Below are 18,443 nucleotides of genomic sequence, written 5' to 3'. Positions count from 1 at the left end.
CGCACCGTGATGGCAGCCGGAGAACTGTGACCCCACGAGCATGACCCGACGTGAGCGCGTCCTGCGGACGCTCGAGGGCGGGCATCCGGACCGCCCGCCGGTCAGCTTCTGGCGACACTTCCCCGACGTCGACCACGATCCGGTGCAGCTGGCCGAGACGCTGGTGGCGTTCCAGCGTCGGTACGACCTCGACCTGGTCAAGCTCATGCCCAGCGGCGTCTACGGCGTTGAGGACTACGGGTGCACGGTAGGAGCGCCCGATCCCGCAACCGGCGCCAAGCGCGTCCTGCACACCCCCGTGGACGGGCCCGATGGCTGGGCGGTGCTGGAGCGCGTGCTGCCACCCGACCGCGGGGCCCGCGGTCGCGAGTTGCGGTGTCTGGAGCTGGTGCGGCGGGCGCTGCGTGGCGGCGAGGACGTGCCGGTGCTGCAAACGGTCTTCAGCCCGGCGACCACCGTCGCCAAGGCGGCGGGCCGGGATCGCTGGCTGGCCCTGCTCCGCAGCGATCCGGCGCACGCCCATCGGGTGCTGGCTGCCGTCGCCAGGACCGAGCAGGCGTTCGTCGCGGCGTGTCTGGCTGCGGGTGCCGATGGGGTCTTCTTCGCGACGCAGCTGGCAGGCGACGGGGTGCTCACCGAGCAGGAGTACGCCACGTTCGGCGTGCCCTACGACCTGGTGGCCCTGGCGCCGCTGGCCGGCCGGCAGCACCTGTCGGTGCTCCACCTGCACGGCGCGCGGCCGCTGTTCCACCTGTTTGCGGACTACCCGCTACCGATTATCAACTGGCACGACCGGCGGACGTCCCCGGATCTCGTGGAGGGCCGCGCCCGCTGGCCGCGGGGTGCGGTGGCCGGCGGGCTCGACGAGCGCGGAGTCGTCCACGACGGCCCTGCAGCGCGCATCCGCGACGACGTGGTCGCTACAATCCGGCGCACCGGCGGAGTGCGGCACCTGCTGGCGCCGGGGTGCGTGGTGCCGGTGACCACGCCGGCGGAGCACCTGGATGCGGTCCGCGCGGCGGTGGCAGGGCTGCGCGCGTAGCCGGCGCCTCAGGCGCGGGAGCCCAGGTAGGCCCGCTGGACCTCGGGGTGGTGCAGGATCTCCTCGCCGCTCCCCTCGAACCGGATGCGGCCCTGTTCCAGCACGTAGGCCCGATCGGCGTGACGCAAGGCCATGCGCGCGTTCTGCTCGACGATGAGGAGCGCGATGCCCCTGGCGCGCAGGTCGTGCACGATGCCGTAGACTTCGTCGATGACCTTTGGCGCGAGCCCGATGGTGGGCTCGTCGAGCAGCACCAGCCGGGGCTCGAGCAGCAGCACCCGCGCCAGCTCCAGCATGCGGCGCTCGCCGCCCGACAGCACCCGGGCAGGCTGCCGTCGCCGGGCGCGCAGGATGGGGAAGAGGTCGTACAGGCGGGCGACGTCGTCGCGGACGCGGCGGTCGGTGCGGATGTAGGCGCCCAGCTCCAGGTTCTCCTCGACGGTGAGGTTGGGCAGGATGCTGTAGCCCTGCATCACGTAGCAGACGCCGCGGCGGAGGATCTCCGGCGGGGTGCGGCCGGCGATCGACGCGCCCTGGAAGCGCACGTCGCCCGCCGAGGGCGTCAGGTAGCCGAACACCGTCTTCAGCAACGTGGACTTCCCCGCACCGTTGGGGCCGATCATCGCCACGATCTCCGCCGGGTGCACCACCAGGCTGACCCCGCGGAGCACCTCGCGTCGGTCGTAGCCGGCGTGCACGTCGACGACCTCGAGCAGCGGCGGCGCGGTGCTGCGGCCCGGTGCCGTGACGGCCGGGGGCGCCGTCGCCGCCCCGGCGGGCGGGCCGGCAGGGAGGTCCGGGGGGTGCTGGGGCTGGCTCATCGGCCGTAGTACAGCTCCCGGACCGTGGCGTTGGCCTGAATGGCCTCGGGCGGGCCGACCGCGACGATCTCGCCGCCCGCCATGAACACCACGCGGTGCGCCAGGTGCATGATCAGGTCCATGTTGTGCTCGATGACCAGGAACGTGATGCCGGCAGCGTTCAGACGGCGGATGTGCCGGGCGATGGCGTCCACCAGCACGGGATTCACACCCGCGGCCGGTTCGTCGAGCAACACCAGGCGGGGCGCGCGCAGCACCGCCATGGCCAGGGACAGCAACTTCTGCTGCCCGTAGGAGAGCGCACCGGCCGGCAGGTCGCGCAGCGGCCACAACCCGAACTGCTCCAGCAGCCCGCGGGCGCGCTGCTGGACCTGGGGCGGGGTGGGGCGGGTCGAGGCGGTCCACAGGCTCTCCGCCCGGTGCTCCTGGGCGCACAGCATGTTCTCCCACGTGGTCAGCTCGGGGAAGATGCGGATCGTCTGGAACGTGCGGGCGACCCCTGCCCAGGCCACGCGGTGAGGTTCGCGGCCGGTGAGCGGGACCTCGGCCAGGTACACCGCGCCCGCGTCGGGGCGGGTGAATCCCGTCACGCAGTCGAACAGGGTGGACTTCCCGGCGCCGTTGGGACCGATGAGGCCGCAGATCTCGCCGCGGAAGATCTCGAGCGACACGTCCCGCACCGCCTGCACGCCCCCGAAGCGCTTGGAGAGGCCTGCAATGCGCAGCACGACCGAGGTCGCGGACGGCACGACCGGCGCCGCGGACGGCACGGCCGGTATCGCGGGCGGCGCGTCGGCGTCTGCAGTCGGGGCGGCGGGTGTGGCGTCGGGATGCGCGGTGTGGGCGTCCCCCGGGCGCGCGGGTGAGGCGTGCGCGGACGGCATGTCGGCGGCAGGTGGCGACAGGGCAGCCTCGCTGTCGGCGGCGGGCTGGGCCCGGGCGCCGGCGCGGACGAGCCAGCCGACCAGTCCGCCCGGTTCGCGAATGGAGACGAGCATCACCAGCGCGCCGAACAGGATGAAGTCGACGCCACGGCCCCCGCCCCCCAGCCACGACCGCGTGTACTCGTTGAGCAACACGATGAAGAACGCGCCCAGCACCGGGCCCGTGACCGTGGCGCGGCCGCCGATCAGGGCGATGACGACCGCCAGCAGCGACAGACGGCCCGGCATCACGTTGTAGGGGTCGATGTAGAGCACGTACAGGGCGTAGAGCGTGCCGGCCAGCGCCGTGAACGCCGCCGACAGCCCCATGGCGTAGAGCTTGTAGCGGCGCGTGGGCAGTCCGAGCATCGCGGCGGCGTCTTCGTCCTGGTTGATGGCCCGCAGGTAGACGCCAACCCGACGGCGATCGAGCAGCCCCACGGTCAGCGTGACGGCCGCGAACAGCGCCAGGCTCGCGAGGTAGTAAGGCGCCTTGGCGTCCCACATGAGGTACCCCGGCCGGTTTCGGTACTCCAGCGGCAGGTAGTAGCCCACGGCCGCGCCGACCAACGGCCAGTTGAGGAAGAGGATGCGCACGATCTCGCCCAGCGCCAGCGTCGCCAGCGCGAAGAAGTGCCGGCGCAGCCGAAACGTGGGATAGCCGATGGCCAGCGAGACCAGGGTGGCGATCCCCGCGCCGACCCACATGCCCAGCCACGGCGACAGCCCGACTTCCTTCAGCAGCACGGCCGCCGTGTAGGCGCCCAGGCCAAAGAAGACCGCATGCCCGAAGGAGATCTGTCCGGCGTAACCGCCGATGAGGTTCCAGGCCTGCGCGACGGTGCCGAACAGGAAGACCGTGATCATCGCGTTGAGGAAGAAGGCGTCGCGCACGCCCGGCGGCACCAGGGCCAGGGCCGCCCCGACGGCGAGCACCGCCCAGGCCGGCGGGTTGGCCAGCGCGCGGGCGCTGCCCGCCGCCGGCGGGGGCCACGCAGCGGGTTGGGTGGTCATGCGGGTTCGCCGATGAGCCCGTGGGGGCGCACCAGCAGGACGAGGACGAAGATCACGAAGACGAACAGCAGTTTGAACGACGGCGCCAGCAGCGTGCCCAGCACGTTCTCGACCAGCCCGATGGCCACACCGCCGACCAGCGCGCCGTCCACGCGGCCGAAGCCGCCCAGCACCACGCTGGCGAACGCCACCAGCAGGAACGCGTCGCCGATGGTCGGCGAGACCTGGTAGAAGGGGAAGACCAGCACGCCCGCCAGCGCGACGCTGGCGATGGCGATGCCCCAGGCCAGCGCGTACATGCGCTCGACGGGGATCCCCAGCGCCAGGGCCACATCGCGGTTCTGGGCCGCGGCCTGGAGTGCCCGGCCGGTCTTGGTGCGCCGTAGGAACAGGGCCAGCGCCGCGAATGCCGCCAGCGCCCCACCGGCGGCTGTCAACTTGGGCACGGCGATGGGTACGCCCAGCACCGGCACGCTGGGCGGTGCCGCGGCCTCGAGGAAGCCGCGCACGTCGGGGCCGAAGGCGGCAAACGCGCTGTAGCGGAGGAAGAACAACAGGCCGAACGTCGCGAAGATCTGGGTGGCCAGCGGCGCCCGCAGGATGCGGCGGACGAGCAGATGGTAGGTGAGCCAGCCCGCCAGGAAGAACAGGGGTACCACCACGGGCACCGCCAGGGCCGGCTCGATCCGCCCCAGCGCCCACAGCCAGTACGTGGCGTACAGCGCCAGCATCAGGTACTCGGCGTGGGCCAGGTTCACCACGTCCATGACGCCCCAGATGAACGACAGCCCCAACGCCACCAGGGCGTACACGAGCCCCAGGATCAGGCCGTTGACCGTCGCGTGCAGGAGCAGCGTCACCGCGCTGCCTCGGGAGCGCTCACGACGCTCCGGATCGCCCCGCGGCCCGGAGCATTCCAAGGGCCGCGGGCGCGCCAGGACGCCTGGGCATGCCAAGGATCCGTGACGCACCGGGGACCCGAGGCATGCCGAGGGCCCCAGGCGCCGCGAGCATCCCAGGCACCCTGAGGACCCCAGGAACGCCGAGGGCCCCGCAGGTCCCGTGTGTACCAGGGGCCCCCGGCGGACTCCCCCCGGGCCGACGGCGCGGCGGGCGGGCCTCTAGCGTCGATCCCACGCCGGCATGGGCCAGACGATCGGCGCCTCCGCGATCTCGAACGGCCACACTACCTTGTACTGGCCGTCGAGGATCTGGGTCATGATGCCGGCGGCGTGCTTGTTCTGGCCGTACTGGTCGAACTCGATCCCCTGCCACGGCATGATGAGCTGCGCGCCGGGGATCTTCGTCTCGCGCAGCGCCGCCTGGATCGCCGCAGGCGCAGTACTCCCCGCGCGGTTCAGCGCGTCGGCCAGGGTCAGCATGCCGGTGAACGCCCGCGCCACCACCTCGTCCATGTCGGCGTTGTACTTGCGCCGGTAGAGGTCGTTGACCCGGGCGACCAGCGGCTTGCGGGCGGCGATGCCCAGCGCCCACGGCGCGCGCGCCAAGAAGTACCAGCCGTCGCGGCCGGTGGCCTGCAGGAAGTCCGGCACGGTGGTGAAGCCCGCGTGGGCCATGAACGCCTGCGGTGTCCAGCGCATCTCCTTGAGCGTGCGGACGATGAGCACCGCATCGACCAGGTAGTTGGCGCCGATGATGACGTCGGGGTTGGCCTGGCGCAGGCGCAGGAACTCGGCGGTGAGGCTGGCGGGCGGCGACGTGTAGAGTTCCTTGGCCACCACGTCGTACTTGTAGACCCGGGCGAAGCCATCGGCCACGCCCGCGGCGGTGGCGCCGAACTCGGTGTCCTCGGCGAGGATCGCCACACGCGAGATCCGGTGCCCCCGCTTCTTCATGTCCTCCATGAGGTCGAAGAAGAGTTTGGTGAAGGTCGTGTCGTGGGGGCCGGTTCGGAAAAACCACTTGAACCCGCGCTCGGTCAGCCGTGGCGACGACGACTCCGGGTTGAGGAACGGAATGCCCCGGGTCTCGGCGGCCAGGCTGGCCGTGGCCGTCACGGCGCTCTGGTAAGAGCCGATCAGGGCCACCACGCGCTCGCGCTCGATGAGGCGCTCGGCCTCGGCGCGGCCGGTGGCCGGATCGCCGCGGCTGTCGCCCCAGATCAGCCGGATCTTGCGGCCGCCGAGCTTGGGCAGTCCGGCGGTGGGAGCCAGCGGGAGCGTGAGGTCGGGGTAGGCGTTGTTGACGATGTCGACCGCCAGCTCGATGCCGTTGCGAATCCCGGCGCCGATGCGCGCCAGCGCGCCCGAGAGCGGGTAGACGGCACCGACCGGGATCGTCGCGTCCTGGGCGGCAAGGGCAGACGCCAGCCGGTCGCCGATGACCAGCGCCCCGAGCCCCGCGCCGGTGTACCTGAGGAACCTCCGTCTGGTGATCCGCATCGCCGGCCACCCCGCCGACGGTGCACGATGCGTCCGACGTGCGTCCGGGGACGTCCGCCTGGTGCTCCTCATCGTTGCTCCCTCCCTGTGCGTCAGCAGCCGGGGACGAGCACGCTCCCCGGCGCCACGCCTGCGATGCGGTCCGCGGTCAGGTCGGTGATGAACATGTGGCCCGGCGCGTGGGTGATGGCGATGGGCAGCCGGGCCCGCCGGAGCGCCACCTGCGGGGTGACGCCACACGCCCAGAAGACCGGGACCTCGCCGGGGTCCACCGGGACGGGATCACCGAAGTCGGGCCGGGCCAGATCGGCGATCCCAAGCGCGGCCGGGTCGCCGGCGTGGACCGGGGCGCCGTGGGCCAGCGGGTAGCGCGCGGTGATTGCCTCGACCCGTGGCACGTCGTCCGCCGGGAACGGCCGCATGCTCACTACCAGCGGGCCGGCGAACGGTCCGGCCGGCTCGCACAGCCGGGTGGTGACGTACATGGAGACGTTCCGGCCCAGGTCCAGGTGGCGAAGACGCAGGCCCGCCTGCAGCAGGGCTTCCTCGAAGGTGAACGAGCAGCCGAGCAGAAAGGCCACGAAGTCGTCCTGCCAGAGGTCGTGCAGGTCGTCCCGCTCTTCGACCATCTGGCCGTCGCGAAAGACGCGGTAGCGCGGCAGGTCGGTGCGCAGGTCGGCACCCGGCGCGGTCCGGCGCGGCTCGGGGTCGCCCGGCGCGGTGACCTCCAGCAGCGGGCAGGGCTTGGGGTTGCGCTCGCAGAAGCGCCGGAACTCGTCGGCCGCTGCCGCGGGCACGACGACCAGGTTGGCCTGCACGAACCCCGGCGCCAGGCCTGCGGTGGGCCGTCTCCAGCGCCCGGCCCGGATCTCCTGCCGCCACTCGGCTGCGGTACGCACGGGCGTCCTCACCACCCCTTCTTGAATTCCGTGGACGCGGTGCGGTTCCTCCGGGCGCGCCAGACGCTACGCCAGCTCAACAGGCGGGCGTGGTACGATCCCGGACCGTGGGCGCATTCTCCCGGGCACGCCAGAGGCCACGCCGGCCCGGCGGGCACGGATCGGCCCAACGTCGACTGGTGGCACACGGATGCGCCCCTGCCGCATCCCGACTGTCACTTCGCTGCCGTCGGGGACGACGCCGGTGGGGGCGTGGGGAACAGGCCGCGCCGGGGTGCGGCGTCGCGCTTCCAGACCATGACCGTACGCGTGTACTCGATGACCACGACGCCATCCTGATTGAGACCGCGGGTGCGGACCCTGACGATGCCCCACTCGGGACGGGACCGCGACTCGCGCTTGTCGAGCACTTCGGTCTCGGCGTAGAGCGTGTCGCCGGCGTAGACGGGGTGCGGCAGCCGGATCTCCTCCCAGCCCAGCGCAACGCCGTTCTGGCTGACGTCATCGGCGCTGAGTCCCACCACGATGCCCAGGGTGAGGATGCTGTTGACCAGGGGGCGGCCGAACGCGGTGCGCCGGGCGTACTCGGCGTTGAAGTGAATCTGATTGGGGTTGGCCGTCAGCAGCGAGAACCAGATGTTGTCGGTGTCGGTGATGGTGCGGCCCATCCGGCTGCGGTAGACGTCGCCGACCTCGAAGTCCTCGTAGAACCGGCCTTCCCATCCGGGCTTGAGCACGACGACCCCTCCCTTCCCTGCGCGGTCCGCGGTCTGGCGGCGGACCCTGCACGCGCTGGCGCGGCACCACCCGCCCACCCTGGCCAGGCGCGTCGCGGCGTCACCTGGCCCTCTACCGCAGCCCCGCAGCGGGGCGGCACGGGCGGGTGCCCGCGGTCAGTAGGATTTCGGCAGGCCCAGCACGCGGTGCCCCAGGTAGGCCAGCACCAGGTTGTTGCTCACCGGCGCCTCCTTGAACAGGCGCGTCTCGCGGAACTTGCGCTCCACGTCGTAGTCCACCGCAAAGCCGTAGCCGCCGTGGGTGGTCAGGCAGACGTTGGCCGCCTCCCACGCGGCCTCTGCGGCCAGGTACTTGGCCATGTTGGCCTGTGGGCCGCACGGCTCGCCCGCGTCGAAGCGACGGGCCGCGTCGTAGCGCACGAGGTCGGCAGCCTCGATCCGCGCGTAGGCCGCAGCGATGGGGAACTGGATGCCCTGGTTGGCCCCGATGGGCCGCCCGAAGACCACCCGCTGGCACGCGTAGCGCACGGCCCGGTCGATGAACCACCGCCCGTCGCCGATCGCCTCGGCCGCCAGCAGGATGCGCTCGGCGTTCCAGCCGTCGATGACGTGGCGGAACCCGTGGCCTTCCTGGCCGACGAGGTTCTCGGCCGGCACCTCCAGGCCGTCGAAGAAGACCTGGGTCGTGTGGTGGTTCAGCATGGTCTCGATGGGCTCGACGCGCAGGCGATCGCCGGCCGTCCGCAGGTCCACCAGGAACAGCGACAGGCCCAGGGTCTTGTCGGTGACCGCGTCGTAGGGTGTGGTCCGGGCCAGCAGCAACATCAGGTCCGACTGGCGGACCCGCGAGGTGAAGATCTTCTGGCCGGTGACGACGTAGCGGTCACCCCGGCGCACGGCCATGGTGGCGATGCGCGTGGTGTCGGAGCCAGCGTCGGGCTCGGTCACGGCGAAGGCCTGCAGGCGCAGCTCCCCTGCCGCCAGGGCGGGGAGGTAGCGGGCTTTCTGGGCGGGCGAGCCGTGGCGCAGCAACGTGCCCATGGCGTACATCTGGGCGTGGCAGGCGGCGGCATTGCCGCCGCTGCGGTGGATCTCCTCGAGGATGATGCTGGCTTCGGTGAGGCCCAGACCGGCCCCGCCGTACTCCTCGGGGATCAAGGCGGCCAGGTAGCCGTGGCCGGTCAGCGCCCGCACGAACTCCTCGGGGTAGGCGCGGGCGCGGTCTGTTGCGCGCCAGTACTCGTCGGGGAACCGGCGGCAGAGGTCGCGGACCGCGTCGCGCAGCAGCCCGTGCGCCTCGGGGATCGGCGGCATCGTCCCTTCCCTCCGCGCTTCCTGGTTCGCCGCGGGCGCGGTCTGTGCCCTGCATGGACACCGGCACGGCGTCCCGACACCCTGTCGGCATGGACTGCCAGCATGGAGTGGAAAGCGCGGCACGGCGCGGCTCGGCTCGGGGGACCCGGCGCGCTCTCGGCACGGGCGGGGATCGGCCCTGCACCGCGCCGGGTGCGGACGGCCCCGGACGCCTACCGCAAGACGAACCCCTCGCGCAGCGTAGGAGGCCCGGGCCGAGCCGGTCGCCGCCTTGTACCCCGGACGCCTACCGCAGGAAGAACCCCTCGCGCAGCGGGTCGGCGGGGTCCAGGACGAACTCGGTCCGGCCGGTGATGAACGCGCTCCCCTCGACCTCGGGCACCACAGCCGGGATGGTCCCTATGGTGGTCGTGCGCACGATGCGGCCGGTAAAGCGCGTGCCGATCAGGCTCTCGACCACCAGCGGTGCCCCGGGCGCCAGGCGCCCGCGGGCATGCTCCAGTGCCAGACGGCCGCTGACGCCGGTGCCCGTTGGCGACCGGTCCACCTGGGTGCCGGCGAACACGCAGACGTGACGGCTGTGGGCGCCGGGCACGTGGGCTGGGCCCGTGAAGATCGTCCCGTAGAGGAAGCTGAGGGTGTCGTCGTCGGGGTGTCGGACGGCCTGCCGCGCCGCCACCGCCTGCGTGATGGCTTCGCCGGTGGCGATCAGCTGGCGGTACTCCTCGGGGACCAGGCGCAGGCCGAGCGGCGCGGCCTCGCAGTATGCGTAGAAGGCGCCGCCGAACGCCACGTCGTAGCGCACCGTGCCCAAACCCGGCACCGCGACCGTCTGGTCGAGGGCGACGACGAACGAGGGCACGTTCTCGAAGGCGACGCTGCGCACGCGCCCCGCATCCAGCCGCGCGCGGGCCACCACGCGGCCAGCGGGCGTGTCCAGGCGGACGACAGCGTCGGGACCGGTAGCGACCACGGCACCGGTCTCCACCAGGACGGTCACCAGGGCGATCACGCCATGGCCGCACATGGTCGACCATCCCTCGGTGTGCAGGAACAGCACGCCCAGGTCGCCGTCGGGCGTCACGGGGTCGGTGAGCACGGCCCCGTACATGTCGGCATGGCCCCGCGGCTCGAAGACGAGCGCCCGCCGCAGGTGGTCGAGGTGTGCGCGCGCGTACCCTCGCTTGGCAGACATCGTGTTCCCCGGAACCGGGGGCCAGCCACCGGTCACGACGCGCAGGGGCTCGCCCGCGGCGTGGGCGTCGATCACCGTGAGGATCGGGTGGTCGTCCGGCGGGCGCCACCGGCGCACGGCGGCCACGAGGGCGTCTGAGGTGGCCTCGCCCGCCGCACCCGCCGCGCGAGCCCCGGTGTCCCGTGTGCCGTTGGGGGTCATTTTTCGGTCTCCGTCAGGCCCTTCACGAACCATCGCTGCATGAGGATCACGACCACCACGGGGGGCAGCATCGCCATGATGGTCGTGGCCATGATGATGGGCCAGTCCACCAGGGCTTCGCCCGTGCCGATCATCCGCGTGATGCCGATGACCACGGTCGTCATCTCCTGGCTGGTGGTGACGAGCAGCGGCCAGAGGTACTGGTTCCAGCCGTAGATGAACAGGATGACGAACAGGGCCGCGGTGGTGGTCGAGGAGAGCGGCAGCAGGATGCTCCAGAAGAAGCGCATGGGGCCCGCCCCGTCGACCTTGGCGGCGTCCACCAGCTCGTCGGGGATCGTCAGGAAGAACTGGCGGAAGATCAGCGTGGCCGTCGCCGAGGCGATCAGCGGGACGGTGAGCCCGGCGAAGGTGTCGATCATGCCCAGGTCGGCGACCACCTTGTAGGTGGGGATGATCCGGACCTCCACGGGGAGCATGAGCGTCACGAAGATCATCCAGAAGAAGAACATGCGCAGCGGGAACTCGAAGAAGACCACGGCGAACGCCGACAGCAGCGAGATGAGGATCTTCCCGGTGGGGATCGCCAGGGCCATGATCAGGCTGTTGCGCATCATCAGGCGCACCGGCGCCCCGCGGATGCGCTCGCCGCTGCCGGTGGTGAAGGCCTGGGTGTAGTTCTTCACGGCGTAGGGGCCCGGACGCAGGCCCATCTCGCCGCGGGCCACCGTGCCCAGGTCGTGGGTGGAGCCGACCAGGGCCACGTAGACCGGGAACGCGAACAGCGCCACGCCCGCCAGCAGGATCAGGTGCGCCTGCCAGTGGCGCAGGCGACGGCGCAGCCGCATCAGTACGCCACCCGCCGCTCGATGTACCGGAACTGCAGCGCCGTCAGGGCGATCACCACCAGCAGCAGGATCACCGACTGCGCCGACGAGCCCCCCAGGTCGAGGTTGATCACGCCGTCCACGTAGACCTTGTAGATCAGCGTCTCGGTGGCCTTGCCCGGGCCGCCGCGGGTCAGGGCGTGGACGATGCCGAACGTGTCGAAGAAGGCGTAGATGACGTTGACCACCAGCAGGAAGAACGTGGTCGGCGAGAGCAGCGGGAACACCACGCGCCAGAAGCGCTGCCGTGAGGTGGCGCCGTCCACGGCGGCGGCCTCCAGCACCGAGCGGGGAATCGACTGCAAGCCGGCCAGGAAGAAGATGAAGTTGTAGGCCACCCGGTTCCAGGCGGCGGCCAGGATCACCAGGACCAGGGCGTGGGTGCCGTTGAGGGTGTAGTCCCACGGGATGCCGTGGCGGATCAGCGCGCGGCCCACGATGCCGATGGTCGGGTGGAAGATGAACAGCCACAGGGAGGCGGAGACCGCCGGGGCGATGGCATACGGCCAGATGAGCAGGGTCTTGTAGACCGACGCGCCGCGGATCTCCTTGTCGGCGGTCGTGGCCAGGAGGAGGCCGGTGGCCATGGCCAGGAGCACGACGGCGGCCGAGAAGACGAACGTCACCCGCAGGGTCTGCAGGTAGAACGGGTCGGTCAGCACGGTGACGAAGTTCTCGAGCCCCACGAACGCCGTGCTGAGGCCAAACGGGTCCTGCCGGAGCATTGACTGGACGATGGCCTGCGCGGCGGGCCAGAAGAAGAAGACGACGGTGACGGCCAGCTGCGGCGCCAGCAGGGCGTAGGGCAGCACCTTGTTGGGGAAGATCGTCCGGCGGCGCATCGTCTACGGGTTCATGTTCGCGGCGGGCCGTGCTGGCTCCCGCGCGCTCCGCGCCGCTGGCGCACCACCTGCGGAAGACCGCGGCGGGGCGTCCGCCGGGCGGTCAGCCGCCCGGCCAGCCGCCCGGTCAGCCGCCCGGCCAGCCGCCCGGTCAGCCGCCCGGCGCTGCTCCGCTCCCGACGCCTGCGGGCAGCACGATACCCTGGCGCCCCGGCCGCCTGGACGCGGGCGCCGCTCACCGCCGGATCCCGCGGGCGCGCAGGACCTGGAGCAGGCGGTCCGGGTAGTCGGTGATGATGCCGTCGCCCGGCAGCCGGCCGATGCCCGCGTCCAGCAGGCGTGCCATCTCGGCGGGCGTGTTCACGGTCCAGGGCACCACGGGGATGCCGGCGCGGTGCAACGTCTCCACCACGTCGGCGGTGACCTGGTCGCCCTGCGGGGCCCACAGGTCGGCGCCGACCTCCCGCACCACGGCGACGGGGTCGAAAGTCGGGTCGCGCGCCGCGCGCAGCGCGGCGGTGCGCACCGTGGGCGCCAGGGCCTTCACCCTGCGGATCGAGGGGTAGTGGAACGACTGCACGATCACGCGGTCCAGCAGGCCGGCGGCGCGCACCTGCTCAATCACCTTGGCCTCGAAGTCGGGTGGCGGAGGGGGATACTGGCCGGGTGAGGGGTACTTGGTCTCGATGTTGAGCCGCACGTGGGGCGGGGCCTGGGTGGCCACCAACGCCAGCACCTCGCCCAGGGTCGGGATGCGCTCGCCGGCGAACCGGGGGTGGAAGTGCACGCCTGCGTCCAGGCGTTTGAGCTCTGCGACGGTCATCTCGTGGACGTACCCGCGGCCGGTGGTCGTGCGGGAGACGGTGGCGTCGTGGATCACCACGAGCTCGCCGTCCTTGGAGACGTGCAGGTCGAGCTCGAGGACGTCGGCGCCCAGCGCGATGGCGTTGCGGAAGGCGGCCAGCGTGTTCTCGGGGGCCAGCCCTGCGCCGCCCCGATGGGCGTGCACGTCCACCGTGAGCGTCTGCGCCAGACCGGCGGGGAGCACCGCCGTCGCCAGGGCGGCGAGGCTGGTCAGGACGATGATGGAACGGAGCGCCGGCTGGAACGACCTGCGCCGGGCACGGGCGCGGTGCGGACACCGATCCACCGCTGGCGACTGCCCGCCTCGTGAACGATCACGGCATGGCGTATACGCCATAACCGCATCCGCGCCGGACGACCTGCGAGCGCGGCACGGACCGCCTGTGGGCATGCTGGTCCCGGCCGGTCGGGCGGGGCGGCTGCCCGTGCCCCGCCCGACCGGCACCCCTCGTAGCTCCTACAGCCCTGCGGTGCGCTCGAAGCGGCGCAGGATCTGGTTCCCGCGGCGCACCGCGTTGTCCATCGCCTGTTGCGCCGTCTGCTGTCCCTGGAACGCCCGCTCCATCTCCTCGTAGAGCACCACCCGGATCTCCACGAGGTTGCCCAGCCGCAGGCCGCGCGAGTTCCGCGTGGGTGGTGTGCGGGTGAGCTGCTGAATGGGGATCTCCGCCCAGGGGTTCCGCTGGTAGAAGCCCGTGGCACGCGCCAGCTGAGCGCCGGTGAAGGTGATGGGCACGTAGCCGGTCTCCATGTGCCACTTCGCCGACGCCTCGGGCGAGCTCACGTAGCGGAAGAACTCGGCGACCCCGCGGTACTCCTCGGCGGTCCGCCGCGGCGCGGTCATCACCCAGAAGCTGGCGCCGCCGATGATGGAGTTCTTCGGCGCGCCCTTCACGTCGTCGTAGTAGGGCAGGAACGTGACGCCCCAGTCGAACTTGGCCTCGCGCTGGTAGCGGGCGAACAGGGCCGACGACGCCGTGAGCATCGCGCACTCGCCCGAGGGCCCCAGCGCGTCGCCGGCGGCGTCGCGCCCCCCGTACTTGAAGGTTCCCTCCCGGAGCATGTCCACCAGGAACTGCAGGTGGCGGACGTACAGGGGCAGGTTGAGCGTGAGCTCGGCGTCGGTGCCTTCGAACCCGTTGGCCTTCGTGGCGAACGGCACGTCGTGGATCGCGCCGAAGTTCTCCACCTGCACCCACGTCGGCCACGCCGTGGACAACCCGCAGGGCGCGGCGTTGGCCGCCCGGATGCGCTGGGCCGCCGCCCGGACCTCGTTCCAGGTCTTGGGTGGCGCGTCGGGGTTCAGACCGGCCCGGCGGAAGGCGTCCTTGTTGTACCACAGGACCGGCGTCGAGGTGTTGAACGGCAGCGAGACCATGCGGCCGGCGGCGTCGCTGTAGTAGCTGCGGACCGCCGGCAGGTAGATGCTGGGGTCGAAGGGGATGCCCGCTTCCCGCATCAGCTCGTGCACGGGTTTGATCGCCCCCTTGGCCGCCATCATGGTGGCCGTGCCGACCTCGAACATCTGCACGACGTGGGGCGCGTTGCCCGCCCGGAACGCGGCGATGGCCGCCACCATCGTCTCGGGGTACGATCCCTTGAACGTGGCGTTGACCTGGTAGCGCGTCTGGGAGGCGTTGAAGCCCGCGACGATCGACTCCAGGGCTTCGCCCAGCGGCCCCCGGAGGCCGTGCCAGAACTCGAGCTGGATGCGCGGGGCCTGCGCAACCAGCGTCGGCCCGCTGGTGGGGCTCGCCGCGGTCGGTCCGGTCAGGCTCACCCCTGCGGCCAGCGCCACCACAGCGGCGAGGCCTGCGATCGCTCTGGTCCTCATCGTGTTTTACCCCCTGTCGGCAGGGCGGCACAGGCGCGCGCCCCCTGCCCGGTGTCGGTGGAAGTCCAGCTACAGCATACGATAGCCAGCTGACCGGGGCCTAGCCATCGGGCGGCCACCGGATGTTCGCGGCGGTAGCCCGCGCGGGTGGTGGCCTGCGCGGGCCCTGCCCGGCCGGACGATCTGGCACCCGCTATAGTGGAAGGAGCCATGGCGGTGCGGACGTGGACGTGGCTGCTGTGGGCAGCCGGCGCGCTGGTGCTGGCGGCGGCGCCGTTGCCGCACGTCGACGGTGATGCGGCCCTCTACGGGCGCATCGCGAAGAACGTGCTTCGCTCCGGCGACTGGCTGACGCTGCGATTCACCCAGGACTGGGTCGTCGACAAGCCCCCGCTGACGATCTGGTTCATCGCGGCGTCGCTCCGCGTCGCGGGCCAGAGCGACGCGGCCCTGCGCGGCTGGCAGCTGCTGATGACGCTGGGCCTGGCGGTCGTCACCTACAGGCTGGCCCGCCTGCACGCGAACCGGGAAGAGGCGCTGCTCGCGGCCCTGGTCTTGCTCACCGCCGTGCAGGTGCTCTACCAGAGCCTGACCCCGCAGCAAGACGTGGCGCTGTCGTTCTTCCTGGCGCTCGCGCACCTGGCGTACCTCGCGTACAGGCACGACGGGCGCGTGCGGTCGGCCGCGGCGGCCGGATTGTGGCTGGCGCTGGCGGTGCTCGCCAAAGGCGTGGTGGCCGTGGCGATCTTCGCCATGACAGCCGGCGGCGAATGGCTGCTGGCACGCCGGGCGGGCGAGGTGCGCGGTTGGCCGTGGCGCGCGGCGGCGGTGGGAGCGGTGGTGCTGGTCCTCGTGGGCGCACCGTGGTTCGTCGTCGGCCTCCTCCGTCAGGGCCAGCCGTTCGCCGAGGCGTTCTTCCTCGGTGGGAACCTGGGCCCCGGACGCTTCTTCAGCCCGCGGATCTCTGCGTTGCCCCCGCTCTGGCAGGCGGTGCTGGCCTATGTCCCCGTGCTCCTGGTCGGATTCCTCCCGTGGACCCCGCTGGTGCCCGGGGCCCTGCGCGCGGGATGGCGCGGGGTGCGCGGCGGTCCGCCGTCGGTGCGGCTGTGCGCCATCTGGGCTGCCGGCGTGTTCCTGCTGCTGTCCGTGTCGGCGACCGACAAGGTCTTCCGCTACCTCCACCCTATCTATCCGCCGCTGGCCGTGCTGACGGCGCGCGCGGTGACCTCGACGTGGGACGCACCGCGCGCCCTGCGCGGCGCGGCCTGGGGCGGGGTGCTCGTCGCTGCGCCCGCGCTTGCGCTCACGGCAGCCTGGCTGGCGGGCCGTTTTCCGGACGAGGCCGGCCTGTACCTGCCCATCGTGGCGCCCTTTGCGCTGGCGCTGGCCGGCGCGCTGGTGCTGTTTGCCGTGCTCGCGCTCGCCGGCCGGCCCCGGACGGCCGTCGCGCTCCTCGCCGGTGGCGCGCTGGTGGCCTGGGGGCTTGCAGAGCGCGGCCTTGCGGTCCACTGGCCGCGGCTGTGGCCCTGGCGACAGATCGGCGCGACGATCACGCATCTGATGCAGCCAGGGGATCGGGTCGTCGTCTTTCGCGGCGCCGCGCTGAACTTCCCCGAGTACGTCCTCGATGTCGACGTGGAGCACACCGAGGATGCCGCCACCCTGGGGCGGTGGTGGACGTTGGAGCCTGCTGTTGTGTTCCTCAGAGTCCGGGACCTCGACCAGTTGCCCCCGCAGCCCCGCGTCCACACGGTGCTCACCACGCCTGCTGGCTGGGCGGTGGTCACCAACAGGTCGCCGCGCCGGTGAGGCCGATGACGAGAGCCTGGAGGGGTCAATCTCAAGCTGGTAGAATCAACTTCAATCAAGATCAGTGCTTGCAGCGACGGCAGCGGTGCGCTTTGACTGCTTGGGTGCGGTTGACTGCTGGTAGAGGGCTCCGCAGGTCTGGAGGAGGGGCTCGTTGGTCAGCGCGTCGAGCCCATCGGGCCACCGCTGGGTGGGACGCAAGCGGCGCGCGGGTGAGGGCGGTGCAGCCATGGTCGTGCGCATCGACGAGCAGGAGTACCTGACAGCCGCAGAGGCGTGCGCGGTGTTGGGCGTCAAGCCGCAGACGCTGTACGCCTACGTCAGCCGCGGGATTCTGCGCAGCTACCGACAGGGGATGCGGCGCCGACGCCTCTACCTGCGGCGCGACGTGGAGGCCCTGGTGCGTCTCCGGCCTGCCGGTCGGCGCGGTCGAGGACACGCACTGCGGCTGCCGCTGCCGCCGGCAGAGGAGTGGATCGGCGACCGATGAACGCGCAGGACACGCTCGCGTTGGCCCGGAGCCGTCTCCCAGAGGCGCTGGCCCTGCTCGAGACGCTGGTCAACCTCGACACCGGGTCCTACGCACTGGAGGCGCTGGCGGCTGCCAGCCGGTGGGTGGAGACGCAGCTGCACCTGCTGGGGTTCGCGGTGCGCCGTCTGGAGTTCCCGGACACCGGTCCGGTGCTCGTGGGGACGCGCACCGGCACCGGCCGCGCGCGCGTGCTCTTCCTGGCGCACTACGACACGGTCTTCGGGGCCGACGATGTGCGACGCCGGCCGTTTCGCACCGACGGGGCGCGGGCGTACGGGCCCGGCGTGGCCGACATGAAGGGTGGCGTCGTCACGCTGTGGGAGGCGCTGCGGCTGCTGGCGGCCGCCGGGTGGACCGACTACGCGTCGCTCGTGGTCGTGCACAACGCCGACGAGGAGATCGGGTCGCCCCGCTCGCGGGCCGTGATCGAGGAGGAAGCCCGCCGCGCCCACGTGTGCTTCGTGCTCGAGCCCGGCCGCCCCGACGGGTCGGTGGTGACGGCGCGCAAGGGGGTGGGCCGGTACACCCTCACCGTGCACGGCAGAGCAGCCCACGCGGGGGCGTACCCGGAGGACGGCGCGAGCGCCGTGGTGGCCCTGGCCCACAAGATCGTGGCGCTGCACGGACTGAACGACTACGCCCGGGGGCTCACGGTGAACGCCATCGTCACCGAGGGCGGGACGCGGGCCAACGTCGTCCCGGACATCGCGCGGGCGGAGATCGACGTGCGGGTGCCGGCGCTGACCCAGGTCGCCCCGCTGGAAGCGCGCCTGCGGGAGATCGCTGCCCACGAACACCTGCCGCGCACGCGCGGCGTGCTGGAGGGGGGACTCAACCGGCCGCCGATGGAACCCTCCCCCCGCAGTCACGCGCTGCTGGCGCTGGCGCAGGGCTGCGCTCAGGCGCTGGGGCTGCCGCTCCCCGCCACGAGCACCGGTGGCGGCTCCGACGGGAACTTTGTGGCCGCACTCGGCGTGCCCGTGCTGGATGGCCTGGGCGCGGTCGGCGGCGGGTTCCACAGCGCGGACGAGTACCTCGAGATCGCGTCGCTGCCGCACCGGGCCGCGCTGCTGGCGCTGGTGGTGCCCGAAGCCTGCCGGCGGCCGGAGATCGTCGGGTAGGCGACG

General features: G+C 72.0%; 16 protein-coding genes. 4 read left to right on the top strand and 12 right to left on the bottom strand.

Features of this window, described 5'->3' with window-relative positions:
- Positions 1-40 precede the first annotated feature (40 nt).
- Entirely contained in the window at positions 41-1,042 is a 1,002-nt protein-coding gene (locus QN157_04250) for a uroporphyrinogen decarboxylase family protein (protein ID MDR7554799.1), read from the top strand.
- An 8-nt stretch (positions 1,043-1,050) separates the two neighbouring features.
- Here QN157_04250 and QN157_04245 read toward each other — a convergent pair whose 3' ends face one another.
- The 12 genes from QN157_04245 to ugpB form a co-directional block, all read right to left on the bottom strand.
- The gene (locus QN157_04245; protein ID MDR7554798.1) at positions 1,051-1,863 is read right to left on the bottom strand and encodes an ABC transporter ATP-binding protein; all 813 of its coding nucleotides are present in this window, start codon (positions 1,861-1,863) and stop codon (positions 1,051-1,053) included.
- Positions 1,860-3,800, bottom strand: a complete 1,941-nt coding sequence (locus tag QN157_04240) for a branched-chain amino acid ABC transporter ATP-binding protein/permease (protein ID MDR7554797.1) — start codon at positions 3,798-3,800, stop codon at positions 1,860-1,862. The genes QN157_04245 and QN157_04240 overlap by 4 nt, the downstream gene beginning before the upstream one ends.
- The gene (locus QN157_04235) at positions 3,797-4,660 is read right to left on the bottom strand and encodes a branched-chain amino acid ABC transporter permease (protein MDR7554796.1); all 864 of its coding nucleotides are present in this window, start codon (positions 4,658-4,660) and stop codon (positions 3,797-3,799) included. The genes QN157_04240 and QN157_04235 overlap by 4 nt, the downstream gene beginning before the upstream one ends.
- Positions 4,661-4,921: 261 nt before the next feature.
- Positions 4,922-6,202, bottom strand: coding sequence for an ABC transporter substrate-binding protein (locus QN157_04230; GenBank protein MDR7554795.1), 1,281 nt, complete (start codon positions 6,200-6,202; stop codon positions 4,922-4,924).
- Positions 6,203-6,294: 92 nt separating this feature from the next.
- Positions 6,295-7,101, bottom strand: coding sequence for a putative hydro-lyase (locus tag QN157_04225; protein ID MDR7554794.1), 807 nt, complete (start codon positions 7,099-7,101; stop codon positions 6,295-6,297).
- 215 nt (positions 7,102-7,316) lie between these two features.
- Positions 7,317-7,838 carry a MaoC family dehydratase gene (locus tag QN157_04220; GenBank protein ID MDR7554793.1) on the bottom strand — a complete coding sequence of 174 codons (522 nt, stop codon included), beginning with the start codon at positions 7,836-7,838 and terminating at the stop codon, positions 7,317-7,319.
- Positions 7,839-7,994: 156 nt separating this feature from the next.
- Positions 7,995-9,152, bottom strand: a complete 1,158-nt coding sequence (locus tag QN157_04215) for an acyl-CoA dehydrogenase family protein (GenBank protein MDR7554792.1) — start codon at positions 9,150-9,152, stop codon at positions 7,995-7,997.
- A gap of 286 nt (positions 9,153-9,438) precedes the next feature.
- On the bottom strand, positions 9,439-10,548 hold the full coding sequence (locus tag QN157_04210) for a proline racemase family protein (protein ID MDR7554791.1): 1,110 nt from the start codon (positions 10,546-10,548) through the stop codon (positions 9,439-9,441).
- Positions 10,545-11,396, bottom strand: a complete 852-nt coding sequence (gene ugpE, locus QN157_04205) for a sn-glycerol-3-phosphate ABC transporter permease UgpE (protein ID MDR7554790.1) — start codon at positions 11,394-11,396, stop codon at positions 10,545-10,547. Before ugpE ends, QN157_04210 begins: the two co-directional genes overlap by 4 nt.
- Positions 11,396-12,277 carry a sn-glycerol-3-phosphate ABC transporter permease UgpA gene (gene ugpA, locus QN157_04200; protein ID MDR7554789.1) on the bottom strand — a complete coding sequence of 294 codons (882 nt, stop codon included), beginning with the start codon at positions 12,275-12,277 and terminating at the stop codon, positions 11,396-11,398. Before ugpA ends, ugpE begins: the two co-directional genes overlap by 1 nt.
- A gap of 235 nt (positions 12,278-12,512) precedes the next feature.
- Positions 12,513-13,427 carry a glycerophosphodiester phosphodiesterase family protein gene (locus QN157_04195; protein MDR7554788.1) on the bottom strand — a complete coding sequence of 305 codons (915 nt, stop codon included), beginning with the start codon at positions 13,425-13,427 and terminating at the stop codon, positions 12,513-12,515.
- Positions 13,428-13,598: 171 nt separating this feature from the next.
- Positions 13,599-14,975 carry a sn-glycerol-3-phosphate ABC transporter substrate-binding protein UgpB gene (gene ugpB, locus QN157_04190; protein ID MDR7554787.1) on the bottom strand — a complete coding sequence of 459 codons (1,377 nt, stop codon included), beginning with the start codon at positions 14,973-14,975 and terminating at the stop codon, positions 13,599-13,601.
- A 216-nt stretch (positions 14,976-15,191) separates the two neighbouring features.
- Here ugpB and QN157_04185 point away from each other — a divergent pair, with 216 nt between their 5' ends.
- From QN157_04185 to QN157_04175, 3 genes are all read left to right on the top strand, one after another.
- Positions 15,192-16,784 carry a glycosyltransferase family 39 protein gene (locus tag QN157_04185; protein ID MDR7554786.1) on the top strand — a complete coding sequence of 531 codons (1,593 nt, stop codon included), beginning with the start codon at positions 15,192-15,194 and terminating at the stop codon, positions 16,782-16,784.
- 154 nt (positions 16,785-16,938) lie between these two features.
- The gene (locus QN157_04180) at positions 16,939-17,274 is read left to right on the top strand and encodes a helix-turn-helix domain-containing protein (GenBank protein ID MDR7554785.1); all 336 of its coding nucleotides are present in this window, start codon (positions 16,939-16,941) and stop codon (positions 17,272-17,274) included.
- A complete protein-coding gene (locus tag QN157_04175; GenBank protein ID MDR7554784.1) occupies positions 17,271-18,437 on the top strand; it encodes a M20 family metallopeptidase in 1,167 nt (388 codons plus the stop codon). The genes QN157_04180 and QN157_04175 overlap by 4 nt, the downstream gene beginning before the upstream one ends.
- Positions 18,438-18,443 lie beyond the last annotated feature (6 nt).

The organism is Armatimonadota bacterium (assembly GCA_031459855.1).
Lineage (GTDB): Bacteria > Sysuimicrobiota > Sysuimicrobiia > Sysuimicrobiales > Humicultoraceae > Fervidifonticultor > Fervidifonticultor primus.
This window is presented reverse-complemented; position numbering and strand designations above follow the sequence as displayed.